Here is a 26,847-nt window from a genome sequence, read left to right as displayed (position 1 = left end):
GTTGCCGTCCATTCGTGAACGGGGCGAACGCGATCCGCGTTAAGGCGTCCATCGATACATCAGAATTTTTGCGCGGGCGTCGTCTTCGAGCAGGACGACGTACTCGCCATTGTCGCGTTGCGCCGCGCTGATGCCAAGATACACGTCCACCCAGCCGCTCGTGTTGCCGACGCTCGCGCCCGGCGTCATATAGCCGACGGCCTGGCCGGTGCGCGCGTCGTACACATCCACCTTCTGCGTGTACAGCTCGGCCACGAAGATGTAATTGCCCGCCACCGCGACGCCCACGGTCGTCGTTTGCGGATTGCTTTGTGTGTTCCAGGGCAGCGAAATCGTGTACTGCTGCGTCGGCGTGCCGGAACTCCAATTGTCATAGCGCGCGAGCACCGGGCCGGCCTCTTTCCAATGCGTCGCATCCCATGGAATCGCGCTGGTGAAGCCGGAGATGTACATGGTGTCGGTCGCCGCGATATAAACGATCCGCGCTATCCGCGTGAATGGCTGCGGCATCGCGAACATCTTCGAGCTGGCGTACGTGTAGATCGGATTGCCCGCGGAATCGAGGCCTTGCAGCGGCATTTCGCGGATGCCGCTCAACGGCGTGGCGAGCCAGACATTGCCCGGCGTGTCGACCCACCAGAAGCCGTTGCCGACGGTGCTGCCGGTGGACGGATTGCTGCTGATCTCGCTGGCGTCGACGCTGCCGTTGCCATTGCTGTCGCGCCATAGCCATTCGCCATACGTGGGCTGCGCCGCGGGCCATGTGCCCGGCAGCGGATTTTGCGCGAGCAGGCCCGACGGAATCGCCATTTCACCGTGCGCGGCATCGAAGCGATACACGTTCAGATAATGCGCGCCCGGATCGAGCGTGTAGAGAAACGGCTGGCCGTTGATTCGACGCACCATCGGCTCGCCACGCACGCCGCGCGGCTCGTGAAAAGTGGGGTCGTCCGGATAGTCGAAACGATCGAGCGTGAAACCCGCGTACGACCATTCGTGGCCGACAGGTTGGCTGTAATCGAGCGTGAAGCGCTTCGAGCCTGTGTAGACCGAATTGGGCGTGGCGGGATCGAACGCGGCGCTATCGACGAACGTGAGGCCGTACAAGCGCCAATTGAGGGCGTGCGAACTGTACACATAGCTTTCGAGCACCGCGCCTTGTCCAACCGATGCCGATCCGACCGGTCGCGGCCCTTCGCCGTTCTGCGCGACGTACAGATTGCCCGCGGGATCGACGCCGATGCCCGTCATGCCGTTGAAACGCCAATTGCCGGGCACGCCCTTGACCGCGTGAAAGATGCCGTTGCGCGTGCCGATCGCCGCGGCGGCTTGCGGTTGACCGTTAGCGTCTTTGTTGAAGACAAGAATCTGTTGCGACGGACCGTTGTCCGCGACGAGGATTTGACCCGCCGGCGTGACCGCGATATCAGCCGGCACCGCGCCCGCCGGTAGCGTCAATGTACCGGCAAGCGCGGTGCCGTTAGCTGCATAGTGCTGAATCGTTAGGCTTCCAGAAGAGACACCGCTCATCACCCACAGCGTCGAATCGGTATCCACCGCAACGCGCCCCGGCGATGTCACGTTCCACGAGCGCAAGCGCTGCATCGAATTCGCGTCGAACACGACGATCCGGTTGGCGTAGGTGTCGGCCACATACAGTTCGCTGTCGGTGGCGGCCATGCCGCGAATGCTCGCGTCGTTGCCGGTCGCTACCGTATCGAGCGGCAGAAAACTGTTCTTCGTCGCATTGGCGCTATTGCCAATACCGCCGCTGAACGGCGCGCCAGTCGCCAGATTGGCGAGCGTGCGGCGCGTGATGCCGTACCAGGTCAGGTTGGCTGCCGGATAGTCCGCGCCGACCAGGGCGTTGCTCTCGTTGCCGATCGACATCGCCGCATACAGGTACGTGTGATTGACCGCGACCGCGTCGCCACCGGCCGCGCCCCAGCCATGCGTCGAACCGGCGACGGCGATCTTGTCGCCCGCGCGGTAGGCGGCGATTTCACTGCCGCTTTCGTCCCACGGCGCGTTGGTGTAAACGGTGCCGTCGGCGCCGACGCTGATGGCCTGGATATCCTGCTGCATCCATTTGCCGTCGCCGAAACCAAAGCTATTACCGATCCATGAATTGGTGTAATTGAGTTGCGATTGCGCGGACGCATTCAGCGGGATAAGACTGTGTAAGATAACAACGGCCACGCCTAGGCGAGAGAACAATGTCACGACGGTATTTCCTTGCAAGGTGCGAAGCGCGAACAGCTGGCGTTTCCGGCGCACATCCGCGGGCGTGCGGACGAAGGGCAATCGCGCACGCGTAAATGTTGGCGTTTTATCCTCGCATAGAAAAATCAGAAATATATTGATAAAAAATTCGCATTAAATGTTGAATTGTCCAAACAATCCGAAGCGCATAAGCCTGCGCACAAATGCGGTGCTATTTGCTATTTACGCGGATGCGATAAGCGCACCGACGCGCGCCTGCCAGCACATGCTCCTCGCGTTCAATCGAACCGTCTTCGCCGACAATCTCCGCGAAGAGTTGCAACTCGGTGCGGCAAAATCCCTGGCAGGTTCGCGCCGCCGCGCAAATCGGGCAATGGTTTTCTAGCAGCAGCCAGTCGCGTCCGTCTTTGTGCAACTCCGCCATGTAACCCTCGGCGCTGCGAATCTCCGCCAGCTTCGCGAGCCGTGCCTTGAGGCCTTTGACCGGCTTGAGCGCCGCCAGATAATTCGCGCGCGTTTCAACGGCGCGCTGGTCGATCAACTTGTCGAGTCCCGCTTCGCCGAATAGCTGACGTATCGACCCGAGCAGTTGCACCGTCAATTGCGGATGTGTGTCGGGAAAACGCGCGTTGCCCGCTTCCGTCAAAGCCCAGCTTTGACTCGGCCGCCCAGGTCCCGCTTGCGAAGCCTGACGTCCTTCTATCAATCCGCCGCTCAACAGTTTCTGGATCTGCTGGCGCGCCGCCTCGACGGTAATGCCGAGTTCACTCGCGATCGGCGCCGTCGACAACGGCCCCTGCACCTTCAACAGATTCAGGATGCGATCCACCGGCGCGGCTATCGTCGCAGCGGACGCGACGCCCGGTGAATTTTCCAAGCTTTCGTTTGCATATCTCATTGAGCGCCATTATTATCCAAGCCAATACTTGGATAATAAGCCAGCCTTGCACGGCTGTCCACGACATGAAAAATCTGCAATCGAATGCGCCCGCATGGAGCGATCTTCTCAGTGGCAGCAACGGCTGGCGGGCGTTGGGGCTGGCCGGCGGCGTCGCGCTGCACGCCACCAACGTCTATGTCGCGACAACGATCCTGCCCTCGGTCGTGCACGAGATCGGCGGACTGGAACTGTACGCATGGAACACCACGCTATTCGTGGTCGCGTCGATTCTGGGTTCGGTGTTGTCGGTGCGTCTGCTTGCGGTGCTCGGCGCGCGCGCCGCGTACTTCAGCGCGCTCGCCGTATTCGCATTGGGCACTGTCGTCTGCGCGAGCGCACCGTCCATGCCGTGGATGCTGGCCGGGCGCACGCTGCAAGGTCTCGGCGGCGGCATACTGCTCGCACTCAGCTATGCGCTGATTCGCGTCGTGTTCGAAGAGCGCCTGTGGCCTCGCGCGATGGGACTGGTGTCGGGCATGTGGGGCGTCGCCACGTTGTGCGGGCCCGCGCTCGGCGGCGTCTTCGCGGAACTCGGCGACTGGCGGCTCGCGTTCTGGGTCTTGCTGCCGGCCATCTTGCTGCTCGCCGTGATCGTGCATCGCGAGGTGGACGGCAAGCACGCGACCGGCGCGGCGGCGCCCGTTCCGTTGCTCAAGGTCGTGCTGCTCAGCGCATCTGTTCTGGTGATTTCGCTTGCCGCCTTGAGCGAGAACATTGTATGGAACGCCATCGGCGTCGCAGTTGGCCTCGGCTTCGTCTGCCTGCTTGCAAGACTCGAACGCGACAGCACGCGTACGCGCTTGTTGCCGAGCGGGTCATATTCGATTCGCACGCGCATCGGCGGTATTTATGCGTGCATGAGCCTGCTCGGCATCGGCGTGACCAGTGAAATCTTCGTGCCGTATTTCTTGCAGACGATTCATGGCCGCTCGCCGCTCGCGGCCGGCTATCTGACCGCGTTGATGGCGGCCGGCTGGTCGTGCGGATCGGTGTTCAGCGCCGGACGTTCCGCCGTCGCCGCGCAACGCTTGAGCCGCGCAGGGCCGATTGTCGAAGCGCTCGGTCTCGCCGCGCTCGCGTGGCTGATGCCGCAAGCCGACCTGTTCGACAGCGCAGGCGGAACGCTGACACTGTGCGCGGCGCTCGTCAGCGTCGGACTGGGTGTCGGAATCGGCTGGCCGCATCTGCTGACACGTGTGTTCACCGCCGCGCAATCCGGCGAGGAGAACCTCGCATCGCTCTCTATCACCACCATTCAACTCTTCGCGATGGCGCTCGGGTCGGCGCTCGCCGGCCTCGTCGCGAACGGCGCGGGTCTCACCACGCTGCCCGCGCAGCGCGGCGCGCAACAGACCGCCGCATGGCTGTTCGAGATCTTTGCGATCGCGCCGTTGCTCGCGGCAGGATTGATACGCCAGCAGCCGCGCTCAACCGGAGAAGCATCGTGATAGATCGCGTGCAGGCCATGCGGATTTTCGTACGCATCGTCGATACGAGCAGCTTCACGCGCGCCGCGGAATCGCTCGAAGTGCCGCGTGCCACCGCGACGACCACCGTGCAGGCGCTCGAGTCGCTGCTCGGTGTGCAACTGTTGGTGCGCACGACGCGCAAAGTCACGCTGACCGCCGAAGGCGCCGCTTATTACGAACGCTGCGCGCAGATTCTCGCGGCGATCGAAGAAGTCGAATCGGGTCTTTTCAACCAGCCTGAAAATTTGCGCGGCCGCTTGCGCGTGGCCATGCCGGGCATGATTGCGGCGTCGATCGTGGTACCTGCATTGGCCTCGTTTCATGCGCAGCATCCGCATGTGGAACTGGCGCTCGGCGTGCATCATCGCTCGCTCGATCTGGTTGGGGAGAGTGTGGATTGCAGCATCGAGTTAGGCGAGTTGCCGGACTCACGCCTGCTCGCGCGCCGGCTCGGTTCGATCGAACGCGTGACCTGCGCGAGCCCTGCGTATCTCGCACGATTCGGCGAGCCGCGCCATCTCGACGATCTCTCGGATCACGTCGCCGTGCACTGGCTGTCGACGCAAACCGGCCGCCGCATGGACTTCGACTTCAGCGTGGCGGCGCGAGCGAGCAAGGTGAAGCTGGACAGCTTCATCCAGGTGAACGACGAACACACTTACCTCGCCTGCGGACTCGAAGGCCTCGGCTTGATTCAGCCTGGGCGCGCGGTTGCCGCGCCGTACCTTGCGTCGGGAAAGTTGTTCGAAGTGTTGCCGAAGTGCAGGCCCGCGCCGGTGCCCGTTTCGGTGACGTATGTGAAGAGCCGCCAGATTTCGCCACGCGTGCGCGCTTTCGTCGACTGGCTCGTCGAGATATTCGAAAGCGCGCCCGGCATGGTGAGAACGGCCACCGCGCCGCCGGCCGATTCATCGCCGTGGCCGGTGCTCGATTCGACTCGCGACGCCGCGCTCACGCCGTTTTGTTGACTACCCCAATATCACACGTGCTCAGCGGCTGCAGCTTGCGCGGCCGCCGCTTCCGCCGCGGCGACAGCAGGCGACACGATCGCCGGCTGACCCGTCTGCCGACGTGAGCGGCCCGAGCTCAGATAGTCCGCAATCGAATCCTGCGTAACTTCGCCGACATAACGGCCGTCGCCATCCAGCACCGGCATCCATGACGAATTGAACTGGTACATCTTCGACAGCACGATGCGCAGATGCTCGTCCGCGCTGACCGTCGCCTTGAATGCAGTCAGATGATCGCCGCACACACCCTGGCCCGCGCGCGCCGAGCGGCGCGTCACATAGCCGAGCGCTTGCTGCTTGCCGTCGACGATGGTCAGATAGCGGCTGTCGCTGTCGTCCATCATCTGGAACGCGCGCGCGACCGGCATGTCGGCATGCGCGGTTTCCGGCTGGGTGGCGGCGTCGCCGGCCTTCACTAGCAAGAGGCGTTTCAACGTGCTGTCCTGACCGACGAACGCGCCGACGAACTCGTCGCGCGGATGCGCCAGCAGCGTATCCGGATGATCGTATTGCACCAGTTGACCCCGGCGGAATACGGCGACGCGGTCGCCAAGCTTGATCGCCTCGTCGATGTCATGGCTCACCATGATCACCGTCTTGTTCAGCTGACGCTGCATCTGGAAGAACTCGTTCTGAATCGACTCGCGATTGATCGGGTCGACCGCGCCGAACGGCTCGTCCATCAGCAGCACCGGCGGATCGGCGGCCAATGCGCGAATCACGCCGATACGCTGTTGCTGGCCGCCCGAAAGTTCACGCGGATAGCGCTTCAGATACTGCTTCGGATCGAGCGCGACCATCGACATCAACTCCGTGGCCCGTTCGCGGCAACGCTTCTTGTCCCAGCCGAGCAGGCGCGGCACGACCGTGATGTTCTCCTCGATCGTCATGTTCGGAAACAGGCCGATCTGCTGGATCACATAGCCGATGTGACGGCGCAATTCGACTTCGTTCAGACCTGAAGTGTCCTCGCCGTTGATCAGCACGCGGCCCGAAGTCGGCGCGATCAGACGGTTGATCATCTTCAACGTGGTGGTCTTGCCGCAGCCCGACGGGCCGAGAAACACGCAGATTTCGCCTTCGCCGACAGTCAGGCTCACCGAGTCGACTGCCTTCACCTGCTGGCCGTCCTTCTGCGTAAACGTCTTGGTCAGTTTGTCGAGTTCGATCATGTCTTTTGTACTCCCTTCGGGGTCAGCAAGCGTTGCAGCGCTTGCAGCAGCAGGTCGGCGACGATCGCGAGCAAGCTCACGAGCACGGCGCCCACCAACAGTTTCATCATGTTGCTCTGGCCGATCGCGCGGATGATCAGCGTGCCGAGACCGCCCGCGCCGATCACCGCGGCGATCGTCATCACGCCGATGTTCATCACCACGGCCGTGCGCACGCCGCCGAGAATCACCGGCACGGCGAGCGGCAAATCGACGAGCCGCAGCCGTTGCCACACCGTCATGCCGATACCGATGCCCGCTTCCTTGATGCCGGCGTCGACATTGCGCAGCGCGAGGTAGGTGTTGCGCATGATCGGCAGCAGCGAATAGAGGAACACGGCGGTGATCGCCGGCACTGCGCCGATGCCTTGGCCGAAGCGCGAGAACACCGGAATCATCAAGCCGAACAGTGCGATGGACGGCAAGGTCAGCACCACCGTTGCAATGCTCAGCAGCGGCGCGGCGAGCCACTCGTGCCGATTGATAAGGATACCCAAGGGTACGCCGACGGCAATCGCGCAACCCACCGCGATTCCCACCAGCCACACGTGTTGCGCGGTGAGTTGCAGCAATTCAGGCCAGTTGGCCGATAGATAGTCGAATACAGTCATAAAGAAGATCTCCGCTCAGGGCAGCTTGTGCGTGCGCAGGAATTCCGCCGCGACTTCGCGCACCGGCTTGCCGTCGATGTCGACCTGCTTGTTCATTTCCAGCATCGTGTCGTTGTTCAGCGCGTCGGACAACGCGTTCAATTGCGGCGCGAGTTGCGGGTTCTGGTCGAGCGTCGTCTTGCGCACCACCGGCGTGGCGTTGTATGCGGGGAAGTAGTGGCGGTCGTCTTCGAGCGGCACGATGTTGAAGCCCTTCACGCGGCCGTCCGTCGTGTAGATCAACCCGATCGGCACCTGGTTGTTATGCAGCGCCGTGTAGACGAGGCCCGGATCCATCTGCCGCGTTTCCGCGCGGCTGAACTGCATGCCGTACGCGGCTTCGAGCGGCTTCAGGCCGTCCGGGCGATTGGCGAACTCCGCATCCATCGCAAACACGTGTTTCTTTTTCGGCTCCGCCGCCATCTTCGCGGCGAGTTGCGAAATCGTGCGGATGCCGGTTTGCTGCGCCACTTGTTGCGGCAGACCGAGTGCGTACGTGTTGTTCAGCGGCGAGCAATCGAGCCACACGAGGCCACGTTTCGCATCGAGCGCTTTCACGCGTTCGTACATCGTCTTCGGATCGAGCTTTTCAGTGATCTTGTTGTAGACGATCGCGGCGGTGCCCGTGTATTCCCACGTGATATCGACCTGGCCATTCTCCTGCGCGCTGCGCAACAGCGTGCTGCCGAGGCCGGTGCGGGCGTCGATCGTGTAGCCCTTCGCGTGCAGGTATTGCGACGTGATCTCGGTAAGAACGTATTGCTCGGTGAAATTTTTGCCGCCGAGTACGAGCGTCGCCGCGCTCGCTTGAAGACTCGTGAAGAGCAATGCGCCGGCGGCGAGCCAGCGGCTGCGTTTGAACAGATTCGTCATGCCGTCACCCCGCGTCGCGCGAGCAGGTAGCGGCTGCCGCCCGAGACGATGCCGTCCAGCACGAGCGCGAGGATCGCGGTGGCCGCCGCGCCGAGCAAAAGCTGCTGCTGGTTGTTCAGATAGATGCCCGGAAAAATCAGCGTGCCGAGACTGTCCGCGCCGATCAGATAGGCGAGCGGCGCGCTGCCCACGTTGATCGCGAGCGCCGTGCGCACGCCGCCGATGATAATCGGCATGGCATTAGGCAACTCCACGCGCAACAACGACTGCCAGCCCGTCATGCCGAGACCGCGAGCCGCTTCGCGCAGCGCGGGCGAGACGTTCTTCATGCCTTCGTAGGCATTGCGCGTGATGGGCAGCAACGACGCGAGAAACAGCGCGACGAGCGCCGGAATATCGCCGATGCCGAAGATGCCGAGCGCGATCGCCAGCACGGCCAGCGAGGGAATCGTGTTGCCGATGTTGAAGATCTGCATGAAGCGTTCGGCGTGACGCGCGAGCGACGGGCGGCTCAGCAATACGCCGGCGGGAATGCCGACCAGCAGCGCGAGCGCCATGGAGTACCCGACGAGCAGCAGGTGCCGTTTGGTGTAGTAGACGAGATCGGGCGCGTACTGATGCAGCGCGCTGGGGTCGACCGCGCGGCACAGCAACGCGACGACGACACCGATGGCTACAAGACTGCCGATCAGTCTGGCAGGACGTTGAATCATGAAGATGCGCCTCCTTGTTCGAGCGACGCGCGGAAATAGCCGCGCCGCACAGGCGTCGTGATGACGCTGCGAATGGGAAGTTCGGGACGCGGCAGATGCCGCGAGGTGAACCGAGTGGCGCCGGGGGTTTGTTTTTGCCCGGCGCGAAGGCAGTGTGATTTCGCCTTCGGTGGCGGACCAGTGAGCAAAACTGGTGCCAGATCCATCGATGATATTGGGCAACAGCGCTGGGCTGCTTGTCCGACGGGGTTTGAGGCCCCTCTTGCATACCGGGTTTCAACCGGCGTCAGAGCGGATGCAAAGTGCTGCTAGTTTGCATCGAACCCCTTCTAACTGGGCCTATCTAGCTGCGATTTCGCGGTTAGGGTGCTGAGATTATACGGGTGATGGGTGGGTTCGTCTACCCATGTGGTTAATGCGGAGGTGATGGAGAGGGTGCCGGCTTTGATTTTTGCTTGATTTCCGCACTCCCGGAAAAGCTCACCGGAGCTTTTCTCAACCGCCTTCCAGGCTCCCGAAAATATTCACCTCAAACGCCCGCAGGTGCGGCCGTGCCAATCTGAATCATCACCGTTGATAAAGAGACGCGTTGGCAGACGGTGACTCTCCAGCACTCTCGGCACGGCGGCCGATTAGCGCGCCGCCTCGCCGGGAAAACGTCCCTCAGGAAGTCCGCACTCGCCGCACGAAGATACGCCGCGTGAGATCGAACGCCACCAGATTGCCGGCCACCACCAGCAACAGTCCGACCACGGCCAGCGCGGACCACTGATAGCCTTCGAACACCGTCGACACCGCCAGCGCCACGATCGGAAACAATACCGTGCAGTAAGCAGCCCGCTCGGGTCCAATGCGCCCGACCAGCATCAGATAAGCCGTAAAGCCGATCACCGAGCCGAAAATCGCGAGATAAGCGAGCGCGCCAAGATAACGCGCGGACGGCTCGACGGCGAACGAAAAGCCGGCCAATACGCTTCCCACCGTCAAGACGCCGGCGCCGATCAGCATCGCCCAGCTATTCGTGGCGAACGGGTGCAGACCCATCGATTGCATGCGGCTCGACAACAGGTTGCCGGCCGAAAAGCACAGGGTTCCAAGAAACGCGATCCCAAGCCCGAACCACGCGGCGTGATCGCCGAGGTGTCCCGTCATCTGCTGCACGAACAGACACACGATACCGACGAGCCCTAACGCCGCACCGGCAATCGCCGTGGGTTGCAACGGCCGGCCCATGAAGAGACGGCCGTTGATCGAATTCAGCAGCGGCGCGGTCGAAAACACCACCGCCACCAGGCCGCTCGGCACCACCTGTTCCGCGTAGTAGAAGCACAGAAAGTTCAGACAGAAGAGCGCCAATCCTTGCGCGACCAGGAATCGCCATGCGGCGCGCGGCGGCCAGATCGGCCGGCGCATGATACGCAGCAACGCGAACAGCACCAGCGCCGCGATCCAGAAACGCCATGCAATGGACACCGGCGGCGGCACCGCCCCCAGTTGCCATTTGATCGCGATCCATGTGGTGCCCCAAATCAAAACGGTGGCGGCATAGAGGGACAAATTCATGGTCAGGCCTGCAGCAGCAAATACGGAAGCCCACTATGACCCAGCCAGACCGGCCGCACTTGTCCAGGATTGCGCACTTTTTCGGAGTGGCAAGCCGCCGCGCGTGGGCGGCCGTATACTGACGCTTATTCAGTCATGACAAGTATTTCGCCCGCTTCGTGAACGACAGACCGCCCGCCGCCGTGACGCATCCCACCGAATCGCCGTTCGGCCTTCAGTCGGTGTGTCACACGCTGAGCAGCGCCAACGCGAATCTGGACCGCTTCGCGTGGCTCGGCGATCGGCTGGCCATCGCCGTCTGGACTCGCGACACGGAAGAAGCCGAGACCGTCTACGATCGGCCCGGCCATCACACGTTGTCGTGTTATCTGGACGGCGGCTATCGCACCGAGCGTCAGAAAATGCCGGGGCATTACGGCGCGCCGTCGCGGCTCTGTGCGCTGCCCGGCGACCACGAATCACGCTGGTGGGTGCGCGGCCACATGCATTTCATGCACCTGTACTTCCTTCCGGAGCACTTCACGCAGCGTGCGGTTCAGGAACTCGACCTCGAGCCGCGCGAACTGACGCTCGCCGATCGCACGTATTTCGAAGACGCCCGCATCGCCACGTTGTGTCAGTCGCTTGCGAACGAAGACTGGCAGGGTCCCGACGGTTTGCTGCGCACCAATGAGACCGCGCATCAAGTGCTGAGTCTGCTGTTGCGCGCGCAAGGCGTGCGCCGCACGGATGCGTCGCTCAAAGGCGGATTGTCGGTCGCGACTCGCCGGCGGCTGCACGACTATATCGAAAGCCATCTTTCGCAGACGCTCACACTCGGCGAGCTGGCCGGCGTAGCGGCGTTGTCGGAATTTCATCTTGCGCGCATGTTCCGCACCTCGTTCGGACTGCCGCCCGCCGCGTGGATCGCGCAGCAGCGGCTCGAACGCGCCCGCACGCTATTGCGCTCCACGGCGCTGCCGCTCGCGCAGGTCGCCGAGCAATGCGGCTATGCCAACGCCAGCCATTTCAGCCACCGTTTCCGCGAGAGCGTCGGCGTGGCGCCGACCGCGTATCGGCAGGCTATCGCCGCCTGAGCGCGAGCCGGCGCGTTCTGCGCTACTGCTGCTACTGCATTTACTGCAACGCCATCGCCAGCACGCGCGCCACATGGATCGCGTCGACGCCGGCGCCGTCGTGAATCTGATGCCGGCAACTCGTGCCGTCCGCGACCATGAGCGTGTTGCCATCCATCTTGCGCACCGCCGGCAGCAGCGACAGTTCCGCCATCGCCCGCGACGTCGCGTAATGCTCGGCCTCATAGCCGAAACTGCCCGCCATCCCGCAGCACGACGACTCCACCGTGGATACCTTCAATTCAGGAATCCATTTCAATACGGTTTGCACGGGCGTGAAGGCGTCGAAGGCCTTTTGATGGCAATGGCCATGCACCAACGCCTGTTGTTTGGCCAACGGCTTCAATGCGAGCTGCAAACGTCCGGCCTTTTCCTCGCGCACCAGAAACTCTTCGAATAGGAGCGCCTGCTTCGCCAGCCGCTGCGCTTCATCGCCAAAGCCGTAGTGCAGGAACTCATCGCGCAACGACAGCAAGCACGACGGCTCCAACCCGACGATCGGCACGCCGCGCTCCACGAATGGCTTGAACAGATCGAGCATGCGCCGCGCTTCCTGCTTCGCTTCATCGACGAGACCCGCCGCGAGGAACGTGCGGCCGCAGCACACGGGCCGCTCACCCTGGCGCGTATTGAAGTGCACTGTGTAACCCGCTGCCTCCAGCACCCGCTGCGCAGCGCGCGCGTTTTCCGGCTCCATGTTGTTGTTGAACGTGTCGACGAACAGCAGCACCTCTTTCAGCGCGGCACCTTGTGTCGCCCTGCCCGCCACCGCATCAACCAGGAACGACTTCTTGAAGCGCGGCAAGCTCCGCTCGGGCGCGAAGCCCACGGACCGCTTGAACCACGCGGACAGCACCGGCACGTTATCGGCGAGCGCCATCAAGCCCGGCATGCGGCTCGCTGTCGACGCATAGCGCGGCATAAAAGCCACCAGCTTGTCACGCAGACGCAGTCCGTGACGCTTGACGCGCGCCGCCCGCGCCTCGATCTTGAACTTCGCCATATCGACGCCTGTCGGGCAATCGCGCTTGCAGCCCTTGCAGGAGACGCACAGATCGAGCGTCTCCTTCACGTCGTCGCTCGCGAGACCCGCTTCGCCGAGTTGACCGGAAATCGCGAGGCGCAATGTATTCGCGCGTCCGCGTGTGACGTGCTGTTCATCCTTCGTCACGCGGTAGCTCGGGCACATGGTGCCCGCGTCGAACTTGCGGCAGTGGCCGTTGTTATTGCACATCTCGACGGCCTTCGCGAGACCGCCGGACAGATCGTTGCCACTGCCCGGCAAGGTCTCCTGTCCTGTCAGCGGATCGCGTTCGACATTCCATGCAGACCAGTCGAGTGCCGTGTCGATGCGATGTTCCTTGTAGCCCGGTGCGAAGCGGAAATTGTGCGCGTCGTCCATCTTCGGCGGACGCACGATTTTGTCGGGATTGAAGCGGTTGTCAGGATCAAACAGCGCCTTGATCTCACTGAACGCCTGATTCAGGCGCGGGCCATATTGCCACGCGACCCATTCGCCGCGGCACAGTCCGTCGCCGTGTTCGCCCGAATAGGCGCCCTTGTATTCGCGCACGAGTGCAGCGGCTTCCTCGGCGATCGCGCGCATCTTCAGCGCGCCGTCGCGCCGCATGTCGAGAATCGGCCGCACGTGCAGTGTGCCGACGCTCGCATGCGCATACCACGTGCCTTCCGTGCCGTTTCGATGGAACACTTCGGTCAGGCGGCTCGTGTATTCGGCCAGATGTTCGAGCGGCACCGCACAATCTTCAATGAAGGACACCGGTTTGCCGTCGCCCTTCATGCTCATCATGATATTGAGCCCGGCCTTGCGCACTTCCCAAAGCGCTTTCTGTTCGTTCACGTCCGGCATCTCGACGACCGAGTCGGGCAAGCCGAGGTCGGCCATCAGTTCCGTGAGTTGCTTGAGCGACGCGAGTTGCGCGTCGCGGTCCTCGCCCGCGAACTCCACCAGCAGAATCGCTTGTGGCTCACCGACCAGCGCCTTGCCGATCACCGGACGAAACGCCGGATTGCTCATCGCGAGATCGATCATCGTGCGATCGACCAGCTCCACCGCAACTGGCTTCAACTTGACGATGTGCTGCGTCAGCTCCATCGACTGCCAGAAGGTCGGGAAGTTGACCACGCCGAGCGTTTTATACGCGGGCAGTGGCGCGAGCCTGAGCGTCAATTGCCGGCTGAACGCAAGCGTGCCTTCCGAGCCGACCAGCAGATGCGCGAGATTCGCGACGCCGTCGTCGGTATATGCGCGCGGGTTCTGGCAATCGAACACGTCGATGTTGTAGCCCGCCACGCGGCGCAGAACCTTCGGCACGCGCGCCACGATCTCGTCGCGCTCGCGTTCGGCGATCTGCTTCACGTCCGCGAGTATCTGCTGCAAGCGCGCGCCTTGCGGCGCCTCGCGTAACGAGGCGAAACGCGCTTCGCTGCCGTCGGCGAGAATCGCGTCGATCGCGTCGACGTTGTGCACCATGTTGCCGTATTCGATCGAGCGCGAGCCGCACGAATTATTGCCGGCCATGCCGCCGATCGTGCATTGAGCGGCTGTCGAAACGTCCACCGGAAACCAGAGACCGTGCGGTTTGAGCCACGCGTTCAGATGATCCAGCACGACGCCCGGTTCGACCGTCACCGTGCGCGCTTCGGCATCGAAGGCGACGATGTTGTTCAACCACTTGCTCGTGTCGATCACCAGTGCTTCGCCGACCGTCTGGCCGCATTGGCTCGTGCCCGCGCCGCGCGCGAGCAGCGGCACTTTCTCGCTGCGCGCGATTTCCAGTGCAATGCGCAGATCGTCCTGGTCGCGCGGCACCACCACGCCGATCGGCGTGATCTGGTAGATCGACGCGTCGGTCGCGTAACGGCCGCGGCTCGCCGTATCGAACAGCACGTCACCGCGCAGTGATTTGCGCAGATGCTGCGCGAGCGGACTTGTCAGGCGCGCGGCGGATGGAACCAGATGGATCGGCTTGACGAGTAAAGCGGAAGTGGGGTTCGTCATATCGTCGGCCTATGGCAAAAACAGGGAAGCGGCTAGTACAGCGTGAGGCTGACCGGCGCGAGTCCTTCAATGCGCCCGCTCGCCGTGCCCGCCGTCTGCGGAAAGAACATGCCGGTGTAGGAGCCGGCTGTGACGACCATCTCCGGCGTCACCGCAATGCCGCGCGATGTGGCGTGATTGACGAGCCACGTCAGCAGGCGTCGCGGATCGCCGGCCGGATTGGCGGGCGTGGCTTTAACCACATCGTTTCCGTCGAAATTGAAATGCAGCGACGGCGCCACGAACGGAAAATCCTCGCGATACGGCGTGAATTCGCCCACGATCAGCGCGCCGTGGTTCTGCAAATCCGCGAGTTGAGCGAGCTTGTCGACAGCGGGCCATTCGGCGTAGCGGCTCGCCACGATTTCGATGGTCGCGCCGATCGAACCGATGCTCGCCAGCACTTCAGCCTCGCTATACGGCGTGGTGGAAGCATCGAAACGCCGTCCGAAGCGAAACGCGATTTCCAGTTCAAGGCCCAACGGCGCGAAGACTTCGCGCGGCAAACGCGCACCGTCGGCATGCAAGTCGAGGTCGGGCAACGGCGCGCCCTGGATCGGACCGCTTTCGGACTTCGCGCCGATCTTCCAGCCGGCGATCCGCGCGCCGCATGCGTCTAGGATTTCATGCTGGATCGCATAAGCCGCGGCGGCGTCGGCGGGTGTGTGCTCCGGCGGCAACGTGTCGAGCGTGGCGCGATTGCGGCGTGCATCGGCGAGAAGCCGGCTGAGTGCTGTCGTCATAGTGTCGTGTCGTGAGGCGGAAAGATGGAACGGTGTAGCGCGCTCAAACGCCCATGCCGGTAGGAACATGCGTTTTATCGGCTGCGTTGAGCGCGAACTTGCTTTCCGGCTGCATGCGGAACGCGAGCACCACGCCGATCGCCATCAACAGCATGCTGCCGACGAACGGCAATTCCCAGCTACCGAAGTAGTCGATCAGGAAACCGCCGACCACCGGCGAGATGATCGCCGCCAGTGCCGAGCCGGTGTTCATCATGCCGCTTGCGGTGCCCGAGTATTCCGGTGCGATGTCCATCGGAATCGCCCACATCGGACCGATCGTCATTTCGGCAAAGAAGAAGCCGGACGCGAGACACGCCATCGACAGATACAGGCTGTGCGTGAACATCAGCGGAATCAGCGAGAGCAGGCAGAAGAACATGCAGACCGACACCATCCAGCTACGTGCGCGTTTCAGGCTGCCGGTGCGCGTGAAGATCGAATCGGTCACGATGCCGCCGAGCGTGTCGCCGATCACGCCGGCGAAGAACACCACCGAAGCGAAGATCGCCGACTTCTGAAGTTGCAGGTGATAGCTGTGCAGGAAGTATTGCGGAATCCAGCTCAGGAACAGCCACAACGTCCAGCCGTAGCAGAAGTACACGATCGTGACCGGCCACATGCGGCGAAACAGTTTGCCCCACGGCACGCCGGCGACTTTCGGCTTCGGCGCGGGCAGCGCGGTGAGCTCGTCGTTCGTGATACGCGGATGATCTTTCGGATGTTCGGTGAAGGTGATCGCCCACACGGCGACCCACAACAAGCTGAACACGCCGCAGATATAGAACGACTCGCGCCAGCCCCAGGTCGCCATGACGAGCACGATCAGGCCGGGCGCCACCGCATTGCCGATCCGCGAGGCCGCATGCGTGATGCCCTGCGCGAAGCCGCGTTTTTCCTTGGCGACCCAGCGCGCCATCGCGGAAGTAGCGGCGGGAAACGTCGCGCCCTCGCCGAAGCCGAGCAGCACGCGCGCGGCCAGCAGCGAAACCAGGCCGCCCGCAAAACCCGTCAGCAGAGTCGCGACGCCCCAGATGGCGCCGCAAAATATCAACGTGCGTTTGGCGCCGAAGCGATCACTGACCCACCCGCCGATGATCTGGAAGATCAGATACGGGTACGCGAAGGCCGAAAACACCAGGCCCACTTCCGTATGCGAGAGATGGAATTCCTTGCCGAAACCCGCCGCCGCCGTGCTGACGTTGACGCGGTCGAGGTAGGTGATGAAGTACATGATGCATAGCATCACTAGAACGATACTGGTCGCACTGGTCACACGAAACCGCTTCATCGTCTCTCTCCATTGCATGTGTCGACGGCGGGCCTGATATGGCGCGCTGCGTCGTTGCCCGGCAGCGGCTTGCGCCGCGGGACCATCGCATTAGTTCGGGCCGCGTTCTGTGCGCGGCTTCCTTCGTCAGGGAAGTCCCTTTTTTGCGAGCCGTTGGTTGCGCCTCGTGTCCTCAGGCCGCGGCTTTCAGGCCCGAGGCTTGGGTCGGCTGGCTCAACCATTCCATAGCGGCAGGCATGCCGCTTTCCTTGAGCGGCACGCCCGCGAGCCGCAGACCCATTTCGCAGCCGGCCAGCGTGGCCAGCAGCATCAGGTCGTTGCAGTCGCCGAGATGGCCGATGCGGAACATGCGGCCTTTCATCTTGCCGAGGCCCGTGCCAAGCGACATGTCGAAGCGTTCGTAGATGAGCTTGCGCACCGCATCGGCATCAATGCCGTCGGGCATCATCACGCCCGTGAGCACCGGGCTGTACACCGACGGATCGGCGCACTGAATCTCCAGGCCCCACGCACGCACCGCGCGACGGGTCGCTTCGGCGAGACGTTCGTGACGGGCGAACACGTTGTCGAGCCCTTCGCCGAGAATCATCTCGAGCGCTTCATTGAGTCCGTAAAGCAGGTTCGTGTTCGGCGTGTACGGCCAGTAACCGGTCTTGTTCATCTCGACGATGTCAGTCCAGTCCCAGAAGCTACGCGGCAGTTTTGCCTGCTTGCTGGCGGCCACGGCTTTCGGCGAGATCGCGTTGAAGCTGATGCCAGGCGGCAGCATCAAACCTTTTTGCGAGCCCGAGACGGTGACGTCGACGCCCCATTCGTCGTGACGATAGTCGGCGCACGCGAGGCCTGAGATCGTGTCGACCAGCAGCAAGGCCGGATGACCCGCTGCGTCGATTGCGCGACGCACGGCGGCGATATCGGAGGTCACGCCCGTGGACGTTTCGTTGTGCACCACGCACACCGCCTTGATCGCGTGCTGCGTGTCGGCGCGCAGACGCTCCTCGATCATTTGCGGCTGCACGCCGCGACGCCAGCCTTCAATACCCGGCAGGCCGAGAAACTCCGGCTTGAGACCGAGGCTTTCCGCCATCTTTTTCCACAGCGTGGCGAAGTGGCCGGTTTCGAACATCAGCACGTGGTCGCCGGGGCTCAACGTGTTCGAGAGCGCCGCTTCCCAGGCGCCCGTGCCCGAGGCCGGGTAAATCACCACGGGTTGCTGCGTCTTGAAGATTTTCTTGATGCCGTCGAGCACCTTCAGACCGAGTTCGCCGAACTCCGGACCGCGGTGGTCGATGGTCGGGTAGCTCATCGCCCGGAGGATACGGTCGGGCACCGGGCTCGGACCCGGAATCTGCAAAAAGTGACGGCCAGCGGGGTGAAAGTCTAGCTTGAGCATTGGGCTCCTCCGATTGAATTTTGCATTCAAAAAACTATATCAGACGAACCCTGACGATCCCAAGGCGAAAAGTGCCCACTGGCACCGGTGTTTACCCGCGCTATTAACTAATCTTTCAGCTTCCTATAAAATCCGAGCTAATGAGATGTTGAGGGCTTTTGTATGCAAAATTCGGATTTCGAGGCCGGCGTCGCCACTTCCCCGCTGATGCCGAAGGTCGAGCGGCAGCGCTTGCACGACACGGTGGTGGAGCACATTCGGCGCTTCATCGTCGAAGGCGTGCTCGAGCCGGGCAAGAAATTGAACGAGCGCGAGTTGTGCGAAACGCTCGGTATTTCACGCACGCCGCTGCGCGAGGCGCTGAAGGTGTTGGCCGCGGAAGGGTTGATCGAGATTTCGCCGAATCGTGGCGCGTCGGTGTCGAAGATGTCGGAGGCCGAATTGCGCGAGACCTTCGAATTGATGAGTGGTCTCGAAGCTTTTTCCGGCGAACTGGCGGCCGAGCGGATGACGGCTGCTGAACTCGCCGAGATCAAGGCGCTGCATTACGCGATGCTCGCGTGCCGTACGCAGAACGATCTGGCCGGGTACTACAGCCGCAATCAGGCGATTCACGACAAGATCAATGAGGCGGCCAGGAACTCGGCTCTGCGGCAGACTTATGTCGCGGTGAATCGGCGCTTGCAGGCGCTCAGGTTTCGGTCGAATTTCCAGATTCCGAAGTGGGATAGCGCGATTCATGATCACGACGAGATGCTGAAGGCACTTGAAGCGCGGGATGGTAAGAAGCTGAGTGCGATTCTTCGGCAGCATCTGCTTGATAAGCGCGATGCGGTTTTGCAGGTGCAGTCGCGGGAAGCGGTGGCTGCGTCGCCGTTGAAGACTTGAGTTGAGTTAAGGGATCTAAGTGACATTTGCTTTCGGCGTCGGCGTGGTCTGCATGTCCGCGCCGAAGGCAAAACTTGTCCACCTAAAATGTTGGCAAGCCTGTGCACAACCTTCTTACATCCCAGCCAAGTGGTTGATGCGATGGAGGTATCGACCTGCGGTTCATGCGTGAGCACCGGTCGGCACTTTGCGGGCGGATCCGCTGGAAACGCGTTCCGTCGACATGCGGTTCGACGCGAACTGCCAGTTATCCCCACAAATGTTCGCAAAGCTGTGGACAAATCACACCATGTGATAAACAGCCCGCCGCATAAGGCTTTGCGGGCGGGGCACGGGGAAAATTCCGTCCCCCGCGCACCCTCAAACATCCATTCCCCCACGTTTCCCCATACGCTGCGGTGCGGGGAAACCTTCGCCCCCCCACCGGGGGACTGCCCTACATATTAGACATGTGTCTCGTTTGAGATTCAAGCTAACAGCGGTCCCTCGCGGGGACTTACAAGGCGCTTGCCTTGTTTAAAGTTCGAACAGGTGGAACTGCCGATGCTGCGGTGCACGCGGTGTGGGTAACGATACGCGCGTTCCCCGCGGTGAATGGTGATAGGGGCTACAGGTCCCAGCGCTGGCTGTCGGTTGTGACCAGCCAGAGTACGCGGCAGCAGGTATCTTCCCCTAGCACAGGTATGTTATTGAAGCTGCACGTGCCGTACGTGACGCCAGCACGCCATACCCCAGCTCGTCGCTCAACGCGCGCTTATGTTCAGGGTGAAGAACCAGCTCCGCAGGTTCCTCCCCTTCATGCTCTTTCAGATAGTGGTAAAGCCGTCCACGATGAAGGCACAGGCGCTCATGCCTGGCCGGAAACTCAAGGTCATGAATCACACCCCATGATTTCCGCGGGCTCAGGCCGTCGCTTCTGCCGGTGCGCGCCTGACCGCCTTGGGCGCGTGCTTGCGCGCCTGCCACAGATCGTAGTCAAGCTGCATCCCCAGCCACAGATCAGCTCGCCCTCCACGCTCCACACCAAGCCATTGCTCAATGCGCAGCGCCATTTCAGGGGTGATCGCTGCATGCTCATTCAGAAGCCGCGAAAGCATAACCCGCGACACACCAAGCTGGCTCGCCGCCTCAGTGACACTCAGATTCAGCGCGGGCAGAACGTCCTCGCGCAGAATTGCCGCAGGATGCGGCGGATTAAACATACCAGTCATAGCTTTCTTCACTATGCGAACCCGATCGACGCCATGCTTCAGCGCCGGAGTATGGAAATTGCTAATGGTAATCTTCGTAATCGACAAGGATTGCGTCCTCGCCGTCAAACTCGAATGTCAGTCTCCAGTTACCATTGACCTGAGCAGACCAGCACGCTTTTCGTTTTCCCTCTAGTTCGTGCAACCCCCAGCCGGGTTGGTTCATATCGTCCGGCGATTTCGCCCTGTTCAGTGCAGTCAGTAAACGACCCAGCTTCGATGCGTGCCACGCCTGGATACCCGCTTTGGTACCGGTCGAGAAAAAGCGCTCCACACCCTTGTGCTTGAAAGATTTGATCATTTGTCATAGCTTCAACGCCACGCCAACCCGTCGCGACAGTTACAACCCCGATCTGAACAACACTATAAACTGTAAATTAACACTTTACAAATAAGCGCACACCACCGTACTTCGCTATCCGTACGTGCGCGCCCCAGCACGCTGGCCTGCTCCCTTCAAGGATCGACAAGAGTTTAAATCGCGAGCCAGCGGGCGACGCCAAGGCGGCCCCTCCCGCTGCAACAAACTTCACACGCAGTTGTTGTCATCACCGCAACCGCCAGAACATACCGTTGCGATGACTGAACGTCGTTCGGTCAAGTCACGGGACCTATGACCAATCAGTCTTCTGGCGGCTCATCGATTGGATGTTGCGTCAGATTCAGATGCTTTTTGACGTCTGGTCGGCCTGCTGCAATCAGATTAAGCATTGCAACTCCAAGCTGTCGTGCCAATTCGTCGTCAAACCCGAATTCCTCTTCGTCAAGAAAAAACGGCACGGCCATCTTTCCCGCAACGAGCGGAGCCATCAGGGCCGAATCCACGGCTTGCATTATCAATTGTCTCGGTTCATCGGTGTACGTTAGAACCACGGTATACGGCGGATGACTAACCATTAATACCCCCTGCATTGTTGATACCTGTCAAAGGAATTCTGTTTACACAGCGCATATGCTCGGATGCCCCTAGGTTTGGCCACCAGAATACAAAAATCCAGGTCCGCCTCGTACTTGTCATGACATTGTGACTCGTGATCCTCACGGCCGCCACACTTCACCATCCCACCGCCCCCACCCCCGCTTCCGAAAAGCGCGCTATAAAGCGTCGACCGCTTCGCCGAACTGGTCAAATCCGGCACGAGCACGGGATAAGGGACCTGCGCCTGATCGCTCAGCATCAGTTCCGTTGTCTCACCCCATGTTGGAAGTGCAGCGCTCAATTCCCTTCCGAAAAGTTTCCCCGTCAGCGTAGCTTTCCAACGCATGTAGCACTCGACGCAGATGTCTGGTACGAATGCCTGAGTATCTGACTGCAGTCCCGTGAGGCTTGCGGACGGTGCAACCGGATCATTCCCCACTTCCCAGTTGGTTAGCCACACTCCTAGCTCAGCGTCGCTGATTGGCTGCCACCACGCGCCGTTAGTTGAGACCTTCGCTGAATGTGACGAAACCGTGCCATTCGCAGCGTACTGGTAATCGACTGCCAGTACACGGGCGAGTCCGCCATTTACCGAACTTGCCGGTTCGTTATACTGAAAAGACTTTACGCGACCACGCTCGTCGTAAGCGATGCCTGCCTGGCCACTGTTACCCGCAATCTGTGTCGCGCGGTTCTCGGCATCACGACCGAGGGTTCGCATTGTCCAACCCGATACGGCATCCTGCGTCGTCGCGATATTGCCACGCGCGTCATACGTGTAGGTCCAATCTTCAGTCTTCGTGCCATTCTTGACAACGGTGGCGGACAGAAGACGGGCAGCCTGGTCGTAGCGCGCACCGACTGTCATCTGGTTGCCCGTCCCAATCGCCTGCATCCCCTGTTCGCCGGTAAGATCGGTCGTTTCCCTCTCTGCGTAGCCCGTAACGTTGCCGACTGTGTCGTATACAAACGCCCGGATTTTGCCCGGTGTAGAGACCAGGTATGGGCGCAATGAATTGCTGTCACTGTACTCAATCGTCGATACTGTCTTGTTGCCCGCGACTGTCGCAATTGCTTTCGTCGGCCGGTTGGCGCCGTCCCACGTGTACTGCGTATTCCCATCTGGGGTGACTCTTTGCTTCAAGTTTCCTGACGTATCCCACGTGCGTGATACCGTGCCGCCAGGCGTGGCAATTGAGCCAGGGCGCGAAGTGTCTCCAGTATTAAAGGAGTACGTGCTGCTGCCGGACATGTCGCTGAGGGTAGTCGTGCCGGAGCCGTAACTTAGCGACACATTATGTGTCGTGTCGGGATGGGTGACGGAGATCGCACGTCCGCTGGAATCGTAGGCCCATGTTGCAATCCGTGAACCGGATTCGTCCTTTATCCCTGTCAACGCATTGGGGAAGCGAGCATCCTCATATAGATACTGACGAACGTTTCCAATTGGAGCGGTTGCCGAAGCTAGATTACCGTTCGCGTCGTACGCATAGTGCGTGGCATTGCCCGAAGGGGGCACCACGCTCAGGATGCGACCATTACTGTCGTATGTCAGGCTAAGTGTCAGCCGCGATGCCGGCTGCCCAATCCGATCGACGGGCCACTGCGCAATTGAATCAAGCCGTTGCCCAACGTACCCAACCTCACGGTACATACCCGTGCGGTTTGTCTCCGAGTGAAACAGGCCCGTGCTGTCGGCGTATGTTTCCGTCGTACCAAGCCGTTCGTCTTTCAGGTAGAAGTATCCGTCGCCAGCTTTTGACAGGGAAAGGCCTGAAGTTCCAGGTACGGCCCACGCTCCGCCAATCGATCTGAATATCAGGGGCTGTCCGTTACCTCGAAACGCTGTGATTTTCGGCGTGCTCGCATTGACTGCGCTCAGGTCAAGCCTTCGCTGCCAGTTACTGATCCAGAACCCACCCATCGCTGTCTGCGCTTTGTCGAACGGCTTCGAAACATAGCTACGGCTAAACACAAATGGCAAGGTGTCGCCGCTTGCAAAGTCAGTTTCAGAGAGCGTGACAATCCCATTTGCCGGAAACACCGGGTCCGCCACCGGGCAGCTATCGTCAGGCGTACCGCCACCAGCGCCTCCGCAGTAGTCCGATACATAGGAAGCAGTCCCGCAATTGTAGTAATACATTGCGTTGTGGGGATCCTCCGGTCCGTTCGTCGCCGGCATAGTGCCCGGCACCTGCAGCGTGCACATCGGCGTACCCGGGACCCCCAATGACTTTCTGTACAGACTAAAGCATTCGTCCTCTGTCGCCGCGTTAGCGTGAGCAACAGACATCAGCAGCCCGGTTGCAACAATCAGGCGAACGATCCCGCCCGACACGCTACTAGTGAATTTCCATGGTTTCATTTTTCTCCTTCGTTTTTTTCGTTTGGCCAAGAGCGTCACAACTCTTCATGAGATCGGAGCGTGCACATATCCGACAACTCCTAAAATTGCGGCCTTTTTGTGCCGGCACAAACATCGCTTTATCGGCGCTGACGAAATGCTTGGGAAACTACACGTGCCCCTGTCAGGATCCATCGGAACATGAATGAGAAAAGGAAACAGGTGGACCAAGGGAGATCGCTTGCGGAGATCAAGCGACAGGACCTCCCAAAAAAACGGGGTGCCGTGGTGGCCACCCCAAACGAAGCGCAACTAAGGACGCCCCTGTGTCGAGAGTTACGACACTGGGGAAGTGCCGCATTCGAATAGTAGTGCGATGTGTTGTCCCGATAAACTCATGCACTTCGCGTCTGCAAGTCACTTGTTGTGCTATCCCCTGCTTCCACCTCCCGTCTCGTACCACCGCACTCCCGGCGTGTCGCCCTCCACCTGGGCGAGCGCACGCCGTGCCTCGTCGCGGGCAATGCCCTTGCCGAGTTCGGCCCAGCGTTGCAGGCAATGGTGAATTTCCAGCACCTGCAATGCGGTTGCACGGTCCTCGCGCACGGCCGTGATGGCAGCACTGCGCGCCGTGTCATGCGGCGCGGTAGCCGAAATACGTGCGAGCACGTCCGCCTGCTCGCGTAGCGTCATCGTGTACATGGCTCTCTCCTTCAGACACCGGTCGGTGTCGTCCTTGCGGCGACCGTGCCTGCGCACGGCGCGACGGAATGGATGACAGTTATGCATCAGGATCTCCCTCGGTCACGCTGCCCGCTGCCAGCCATAGCAGGCGCTGGAGATTCTGCTCATGGTCGGCAAGTTCGGCCTCGTCCCAGGCGCCGTACTGCTTCAGTTCCTCACGTACAAGCGCCGGGTCGAGCGCCGTGAGCTGGCGACTGACCTCGTCAACTTCTGACAGTGCGCGCACTTCGTCATCGCAGCGCCCAGGATGGTACGCACCGCAAGCCTGCTCCAGCGACATGGACAGCACGATACGACCGCACCCCGAAGTCCACTGGTTCATGATTGCCTCCTGATCCTACCCTTCGAGCCCGGTGCGCAATGGATTGGCATGTGCGACCAGGACGAAGATTCAGTGAAAATGATGACCGACGGTTATCTCTACATCGTCCTTTATCATTCGCACAGCGGAAAGGGTGTTCGATACAGGCTTAGGCCGCCGAAACTAGCGGCTACCGAGTAAGCTGCGTGGCTGCGGGCAGCTCCACCGAACGCGGCCAGCGTTTTCGCCTGCTGCTGCAGCTCCGGCGTCACGGGCACCTGACCTGACCGGTTGAACTGGCGCTGCTGGCGCAGCAGCACGATCAGGTTCACGAGCTGTCTGAGCTGCTGGGGGGACAGGCGTTTCGTCATCGCTTTCGGTAGGGGGCGTCCTGTCGCCCCAGGGCGATTCCCATCGCCATCAGTTTCTGCACGTTCATGAAAGTCTCCAAAGGCACCCCACCCGCGGTGTGATAAAAAGTAGTTCCCCAGCCATTTGCCGAGGCCGAACATGTCGTCCGTCATGGGCTTCAAAGTCGTCCTGCTGTCGCTCGTCGCGATCATCGGTCTCGAACTACTTGCCAAGCGGCTGCGTCTGCCGCCAGCCGCCGCGCTGCTGGTCGGCGGCGCCGCAATGGCCTTCGTGCCCGGACTGCCACGCTTCAATCTCGATCCCGAACTGGTCCTGATCGTGTTCCTGCCGCCGCTCCTCATGGACGGCGCGTACTTCTCCGTGTGGGACGAGTTCAAGGGCAATCTTGGCGGCATCCTGCTGCTCGCGATCGGCGCCGTCGCGTTCACCACGCTCACGGTCGGTCTGGTCGTGCATTGGGTCGTGCCCGCTCTGCCGTGGGGCGCGTGCTTCGCCCTAGGTGCGATCGTCTCGCCGCCCGACGCCGTCGCCGCGAAGGCGGTGCTCGAACGCGTCGCGCTGCCGCGCCGCCTGATGGTGCTGCTCGAAGGCGAGAGCCTCCTCAACGACGCCGCCGGCCTCGTGCTGTTCCGCTTCGCCGTCGCAGCCGCGCTAACCGGCACCTTCAGCGCGCAGCATGCGATCGGACGCTTCGCCGTGCTCGCACTGGGCGGCATAGCGGTGGGCGTGGCGATCGGTTTCGTGGTCGTCAAGCTTCTGCGTTATCTCGACGACGCATACCTCATCATCACCGCATCGACCCTGTCCGCGTGGACCAGCTACATCGTCGGCGACACGCTGGATGTGTCGGGCGTGATCGCGACCGTGAGTTGCGGGATGGTGCTCGGCTGGCATCAGCACGAAGTCTTTTCGGCGGCGGTACGCATGCGCGGCACGGCCTTCTGGCAGGTCGTGATCTTCCTGATGGAAGCGCTGGTGTTCATTCTGATCGGACTGTCGCTGCGCGGCGTGATCGTGCGGCTAGGCGGCGTCGGCGACGTGTTGGCCGCGTTCGCCCCCGCCGTCGGCGCGGTGCTCGCGGTGGTCGTGCTGTCGCGATTCGTGTGGGTCTTCGCGGTGGAATGGTTGAAGGCGCTGGTGTGCAAATTGGCGCGCCGCACGGGCGGCACACCCGACTGGCGCTCGGCCACCGTCACGAGCTGGGCCGGCATGCGAGGCGTGGTCACGCTGGCTATCGCGCTCTCCTTGCCTGAGGAGATGCCCGGCCGCGATCTGATCCTGGTCGCCTCATTTGCCGTGATTCTGGTGACGGTGCTCGGTCAAGGCACGACGATCGGAGCGCTGATTCGCTGGATTAATCCGGACCACGCAGCAGAACGAAACGAACAGCATCTGACCGAGCCGCAGGCGTGGGCACGGCTCGAAGCCGCGCAGCTCGCCGCCATTCAGCCGCTCGTGCATGGGGCGGATGGCAGCGTGATTCATCCACGCTTGCTGGAACAGTACAGCTATCGTGCGCGCATTACCGAGGCCCATCAGGACGAAGCCACCTTTCCTGCGAAAGAACGCGCCGCGCACTACGACGTGGTGCTGGCCGCCGTTTCGGCGGCACGCGTCGAGCTATTGCAGCTGCATCGAACGGGCTTGCTTCACGATGAACTGCTGACCGTTCTCGAACACGATCTGGACCTGCAGGAAATCGCCGCGTTGCATGGCAGGGGCTGACCGATCGCGT

At 61.6% G+C, this 26,847-nt stretch carries 23 protein-coding genes; 5 read left to right on the top strand and 18 right to left on the bottom strand.

Features of this window, described 5'->3' with window-relative positions:
* Window positions 1-39: 39 nt before the first annotated feature.
* Together P0D73_RS10430 and P0D73_RS10425 are read right to left on the bottom strand one after the other, a co-directional pair.
* Window positions 40-2,223: an NHL repeat-containing protein gene (locus P0D73_RS10430; protein ID WP_408431258.1), complete on the bottom strand. Its 2,184-nt coding sequence runs from the start codon at window positions 2,221-2,223 to the stop codon at window positions 40-42.
* A 211-nt stretch (window positions 2,224-2,434) separates the two neighbouring features.
* Window positions 2,435-3,121 carry a helix-turn-helix transcriptional regulator gene (locus tag P0D73_RS10425; RefSeq protein WP_408431256.1) on the bottom strand — a complete coding sequence of 229 codons (687 nt, stop codon included), beginning with the start codon at window positions 3,119-3,121 and terminating at the stop codon, window positions 2,435-2,437.
* A gap of 65 nt (window positions 3,122-3,186) precedes the next feature.
* Here P0D73_RS10425 and P0D73_RS10420 point away from each other — a divergent pair, with 65 nt between their 5' ends.
* Together P0D73_RS10420 and P0D73_RS10415 are read left to right on the top strand one after the other, a co-directional pair.
* The gene (locus P0D73_RS10420; RefSeq protein WP_408431254.1) at window positions 3,187-4,611 is read left to right on the top strand and encodes an MFS transporter; all 1,425 of its coding nucleotides are present in this window, start codon (window positions 3,187-3,189) and stop codon (window positions 4,609-4,611) included.
* The gene (locus tag P0D73_RS10415) at window positions 4,608-5,600 is read left to right on the top strand and encodes a LysR family transcriptional regulator (protein WP_408431252.1); all 993 of its coding nucleotides are present in this window, start codon (window positions 4,608-4,610) and stop codon (window positions 5,598-5,600) included. The genes P0D73_RS10420 and P0D73_RS10415 overlap by 4 nt, the downstream gene beginning before the upstream one ends.
* An 11-nt stretch (window positions 5,601-5,611) precedes the next feature.
* Here P0D73_RS10415 and P0D73_RS10410 read toward each other — a convergent pair whose 3' ends face one another.
* The 5 genes from P0D73_RS10410 to P0D73_RS10390 all read right to left on the bottom strand — a co-directional run bounded on the left by P0D73_RS10410 (window position 5,612) and on the right by P0D73_RS10390 (window position 10,652).
* Complete coding sequence (locus P0D73_RS10410) at window positions 5,612-6,814, bottom strand: osmoprotectant ABC transporter ATP-binding protein OsmV (protein WP_132383468.1); 1,203 nt, start codon at window positions 6,812-6,814, stop codon at window positions 5,612-5,614.
* Complete coding sequence (locus P0D73_RS10405) at window positions 6,811-7,464, bottom strand: ABC transporter permease (protein WP_408177628.1); 654 nt, start codon at window positions 7,462-7,464, stop codon at window positions 6,811-6,813. Before P0D73_RS10405 ends, P0D73_RS10410 begins: the two co-directional genes overlap by 4 nt.
* 15 nt (window positions 7,465-7,479) lie before the next feature.
* Window positions 7,480-8,376: a glycine betaine ABC transporter substrate-binding protein gene (locus P0D73_RS10400; RefSeq protein ID WP_408177627.1), complete on the bottom strand. Its 897-nt coding sequence runs from the start codon at window positions 8,374-8,376 to the stop codon at window positions 7,480-7,482.
* Window positions 8,373-9,089, bottom strand: a complete 717-nt coding sequence (locus P0D73_RS10395; protein ID WP_408284816.1) for an ABC transporter permease — start codon at window positions 9,087-9,089, stop codon at window positions 8,373-8,375. Before P0D73_RS10395 ends, P0D73_RS10400 begins: the two co-directional genes overlap by 4 nt.
* 663 nt (window positions 9,090-9,752) lie before the next feature.
* On the bottom strand, window positions 9,753-10,652 hold the full coding sequence (locus P0D73_RS10390) for a DMT family transporter (RefSeq protein WP_408177625.1): 900 nt from the start codon (window positions 10,650-10,652) through the stop codon (window positions 9,753-9,755).
* A 158-nt stretch (window positions 10,653-10,810) separates the two neighbouring features.
* Here P0D73_RS10390 and P0D73_RS10385 point away from each other — a divergent pair, with 158 nt between their 5' ends.
* Window positions 10,811-11,728: a helix-turn-helix domain-containing protein gene (locus P0D73_RS10385; RefSeq protein ID WP_408431249.1), complete on the top strand. Its 918-nt coding sequence runs from the start codon at window positions 10,811-10,813 to the stop codon at window positions 11,726-11,728.
* Window positions 11,729-11,768: 40 nt separating this feature from the next.
* Here P0D73_RS10385 and P0D73_RS10380 read toward each other — a convergent pair whose 3' ends face one another.
* From P0D73_RS10380 to P0D73_RS10365, 4 genes are all read right to left on the bottom strand, one after another.
* A complete protein-coding gene (locus P0D73_RS10380; protein ID WP_408284804.1) occupies window positions 11,769-14,789 on the bottom strand; it encodes an FAD-binding and (Fe-S)-binding domain-containing protein in 3,021 nt (1,006 codons plus the stop codon).
* 32 nt (window positions 14,790-14,821) lie between these two features.
* Window positions 14,822-15,571, bottom strand: a complete 750-nt coding sequence (locus P0D73_RS10375; protein WP_408284801.1) for a 2-keto-4-pentenoate hydratase — start codon at window positions 15,569-15,571, stop codon at window positions 14,822-14,824.
* Between the two features lie 43 nt (window positions 15,572-15,614).
* Complete coding sequence (locus tag P0D73_RS10370) at window positions 15,615-16,901, bottom strand: MFS transporter (protein ID WP_408177621.1); 1,287 nt, start codon at window positions 16,899-16,901, stop codon at window positions 15,615-15,617.
* Between the two features lie 172 nt (window positions 16,902-17,073).
* On the bottom strand, window positions 17,074-18,294 hold the full coding sequence (locus tag P0D73_RS10365) for a pyridoxal-phosphate-dependent aminotransferase family protein (protein WP_132383450.1): 1,221 nt from the start codon (window positions 18,292-18,294) through the stop codon (window positions 17,074-17,076).
* Between the two features lie 162 nt (window positions 18,295-18,456).
* Between P0D73_RS10365 and P0D73_RS10360 the strand changes: the two genes are divergently transcribed.
* Window positions 18,457-19,182 carry a GntR family transcriptional regulator gene (locus P0D73_RS10360; protein WP_408177619.1) on the top strand — a complete coding sequence of 242 codons (726 nt, stop codon included), beginning with the start codon at window positions 18,457-18,459 and terminating at the stop codon, window positions 19,180-19,182.
* Window positions 19,183-20,084: 902 nt separating this feature from the next.
* Here P0D73_RS10360 and P0D73_RS10355 read toward each other — a convergent pair.
* From P0D73_RS10355 to P0D73_RS10325, 7 genes are all read right to left on the bottom strand, one after another.
* Window positions 20,085-20,393, bottom strand: a complete 309-nt coding sequence (locus P0D73_RS10355; protein ID WP_408177690.1) for a HigA family addiction module antitoxin — start codon at window positions 20,391-20,393, stop codon at window positions 20,085-20,087.
* Between the two features lie 61 nt (window positions 20,394-20,454).
* The gene (locus P0D73_RS10350) at window positions 20,455-20,733 is read right to left on the bottom strand and encodes a type II toxin-antitoxin system RelE/ParE family toxin (protein WP_408177618.1); all 279 of its coding nucleotides are present in this window, start codon (window positions 20,731-20,733) and stop codon (window positions 20,455-20,457) included.
* A gap of 320 nt (window positions 20,734-21,053) precedes the next feature.
* On the bottom strand, window positions 21,054-21,266 hold the full coding sequence (locus tag P0D73_RS10345; RefSeq protein ID WP_408177617.1) for a hypothetical protein: 213 nt from the start codon (window positions 21,264-21,266) through the stop codon (window positions 21,054-21,056).
* Window positions 21,267-21,328: 62 nt separating this feature from the next.
* On the bottom strand, window positions 21,329-23,746 hold the full coding sequence (locus tag P0D73_RS10340; protein ID WP_408177616.1) for a DUF6531 domain-containing protein: 2,418 nt from the start codon (window positions 23,744-23,746) through the stop codon (window positions 21,329-21,331).
* Window positions 23,747-24,124: 378 nt separating this feature from the next.
* Window positions 24,125-24,397: a hypothetical protein gene (locus P0D73_RS10335; protein WP_408177615.1), complete on the bottom strand. Its 273-nt coding sequence runs from the start codon at window positions 24,395-24,397 to the stop codon at window positions 24,125-24,127.
* 79 nt (window positions 24,398-24,476) lie between these two features.
* A complete protein-coding gene (locus P0D73_RS10330) occupies window positions 24,477-24,761 on the bottom strand; it encodes a hypothetical protein (protein WP_408177614.1) in 285 nt (94 codons plus the stop codon).
* A gap of 113 nt (window positions 24,762-24,874) precedes the next feature.
* On the bottom strand, window positions 24,875-25,264 hold the full coding sequence (locus P0D73_RS10325) for a hypothetical protein (RefSeq protein ID WP_408177613.1): 390 nt from the start codon (window positions 25,262-25,264) through the stop codon (window positions 24,875-24,877).
* Between P0D73_RS10325 and P0D73_RS10320 the strand changes: the two genes are divergently transcribed.
* Complete coding sequence (locus P0D73_RS10320) at window positions 25,251-26,837, top strand: Na+/H+ antiporter (protein WP_408177612.1); 1,587 nt, start codon at window positions 25,251-25,253, stop codon at window positions 26,835-26,837. The genes P0D73_RS10325 and P0D73_RS10320 overlap by 14 nt on opposite strands.
* Window positions 26,838-26,847 lie beyond the last annotated feature (10 nt).

The organism is Paraburkholderia sp. RL18-101-BIB-B (genome assembly GCF_046026985.1).
In the GTDB taxonomy this organism is placed as follows: domain Bacteria; phylum Pseudomonadota; class Gammaproteobacteria; order Burkholderiales; family Burkholderiaceae; genus Paraburkholderia.
This window is presented reverse-complemented; position numbering and strand designations above follow the sequence as displayed.

Bases quoted from the DNA above. Each gene is read 5' to 3' on its own strand.
- P0D73_RS10320 (WP_408177612.1), top strand. From the start codon at position 25,251: ATGTCGTCCGTCATGGGCTTCAAAGTCGTCCTGCTGTCGCTCGTCGCG.
- P0D73_RS10370 (WP_408177621.1), bottom strand. From the start codon at position 16,901: ATGAAGCGGTTTCGTGTGACCAGTGCGACCAGTATCGTTCTAGTGATG.
- P0D73_RS10350 (WP_408177618.1), bottom strand. From the start codon at position 20,733: ATGATCAAATCTTTCAAGCACAAGGGTGTGGAGCGCTTTTTCTCGACC.
- P0D73_RS10345 (WP_408177617.1), bottom strand. From the start codon at position 21,266: ATGCAAGCCGTGGATTCGGCCCTGATGGCTCCGCTCGTTGCGGGAAAG.
- P0D73_RS10330 (WP_408177614.1), bottom strand. From the start codon at position 24,761: ATGAACCAGTGGACTTCGGGGTGCGGTCGTATCGTGCTGTCCATGTCG.
- P0D73_RS10410 (WP_132383468.1), bottom strand. From the start codon at position 6,814: ATGATCGAACTCGACAAACTGACCAAGACGTTTACGCAGAAGGACGGC.
- P0D73_RS10395 (WP_408284816.1), bottom strand. From the start codon at position 9,089: ATGATTCAACGTCCTGCCAGACTGATCGGCAGTCTTGTAGCCATCGGT.
- P0D73_RS10405 (WP_408177628.1), bottom strand. From the start codon at position 7,464: ATGACTGTATTCGACTATCTATCGGCCAACTGGCCTGAATTGCTGCAA.
- P0D73_RS10335 (WP_408177615.1), bottom strand. From the start codon at position 24,397: ATGTACACGATGACGCTACGCGAGCAGGCGGACGTGCTCGCACGTATT.
- P0D73_RS10365 (WP_132383450.1), bottom strand. From the start codon at position 18,294: ATGCTCAAGCTAGACTTTCACCCCGCTGGCCGTCACTTTTTGCAGATT.
- P0D73_RS10375 (WP_408284801.1), bottom strand. From the start codon at position 15,571: ATGACGACAGCACTCAGCCGGCTTCTCGCCGATGCACGCCGCAATCGC.
- P0D73_RS10360 (WP_408177619.1), top strand. From the start codon at position 18,457: ATGCAAAATTCGGATTTCGAGGCCGGCGTCGCCACTTCCCCGCTGATG.
- P0D73_RS10390 (WP_408177625.1), bottom strand. From the start codon at position 10,652: ATGAATTTGTCCCTCTATGCCGCCACCGTTTTGATTTGGGGCACCACA.
- P0D73_RS10380 (WP_408284804.1), bottom strand. From the start codon at position 14,789: ATGACGAACCCCACTTCCGCTTTACTCGTCAAGCCGATCCATCTGGTT.
- P0D73_RS10355 (WP_408177690.1), bottom strand. From the start codon at position 20,393: ATGACTGGTATGTTTAATCCGCCGCATCCTGCGGCAATTCTGCGCGAG.
- P0D73_RS10420 (WP_408431254.1), top strand. From the start codon at position 3,187: ATGAAAAATCTGCAATCGAATGCGCCCGCATGGAGCGATCTTCTCAGT.
- P0D73_RS10400 (WP_408177627.1), bottom strand. From the start codon at position 8,376: ATGACGAATCTGTTCAAACGCAGCCGCTGGCTCGCCGCCGGCGCATTG.
- P0D73_RS10325 (WP_408177613.1), bottom strand. From the start codon at position 25,264: ATGACGGACGACATGTTCGGCCTCGGCAAATGGCTGGGGAACTACTTT.
- P0D73_RS10425 (WP_408431256.1), bottom strand. From the start codon at position 3,121: ATGAGATATGCAAACGAAAGCTTGGAAAATTCACCGGGCGTCGCGTCC.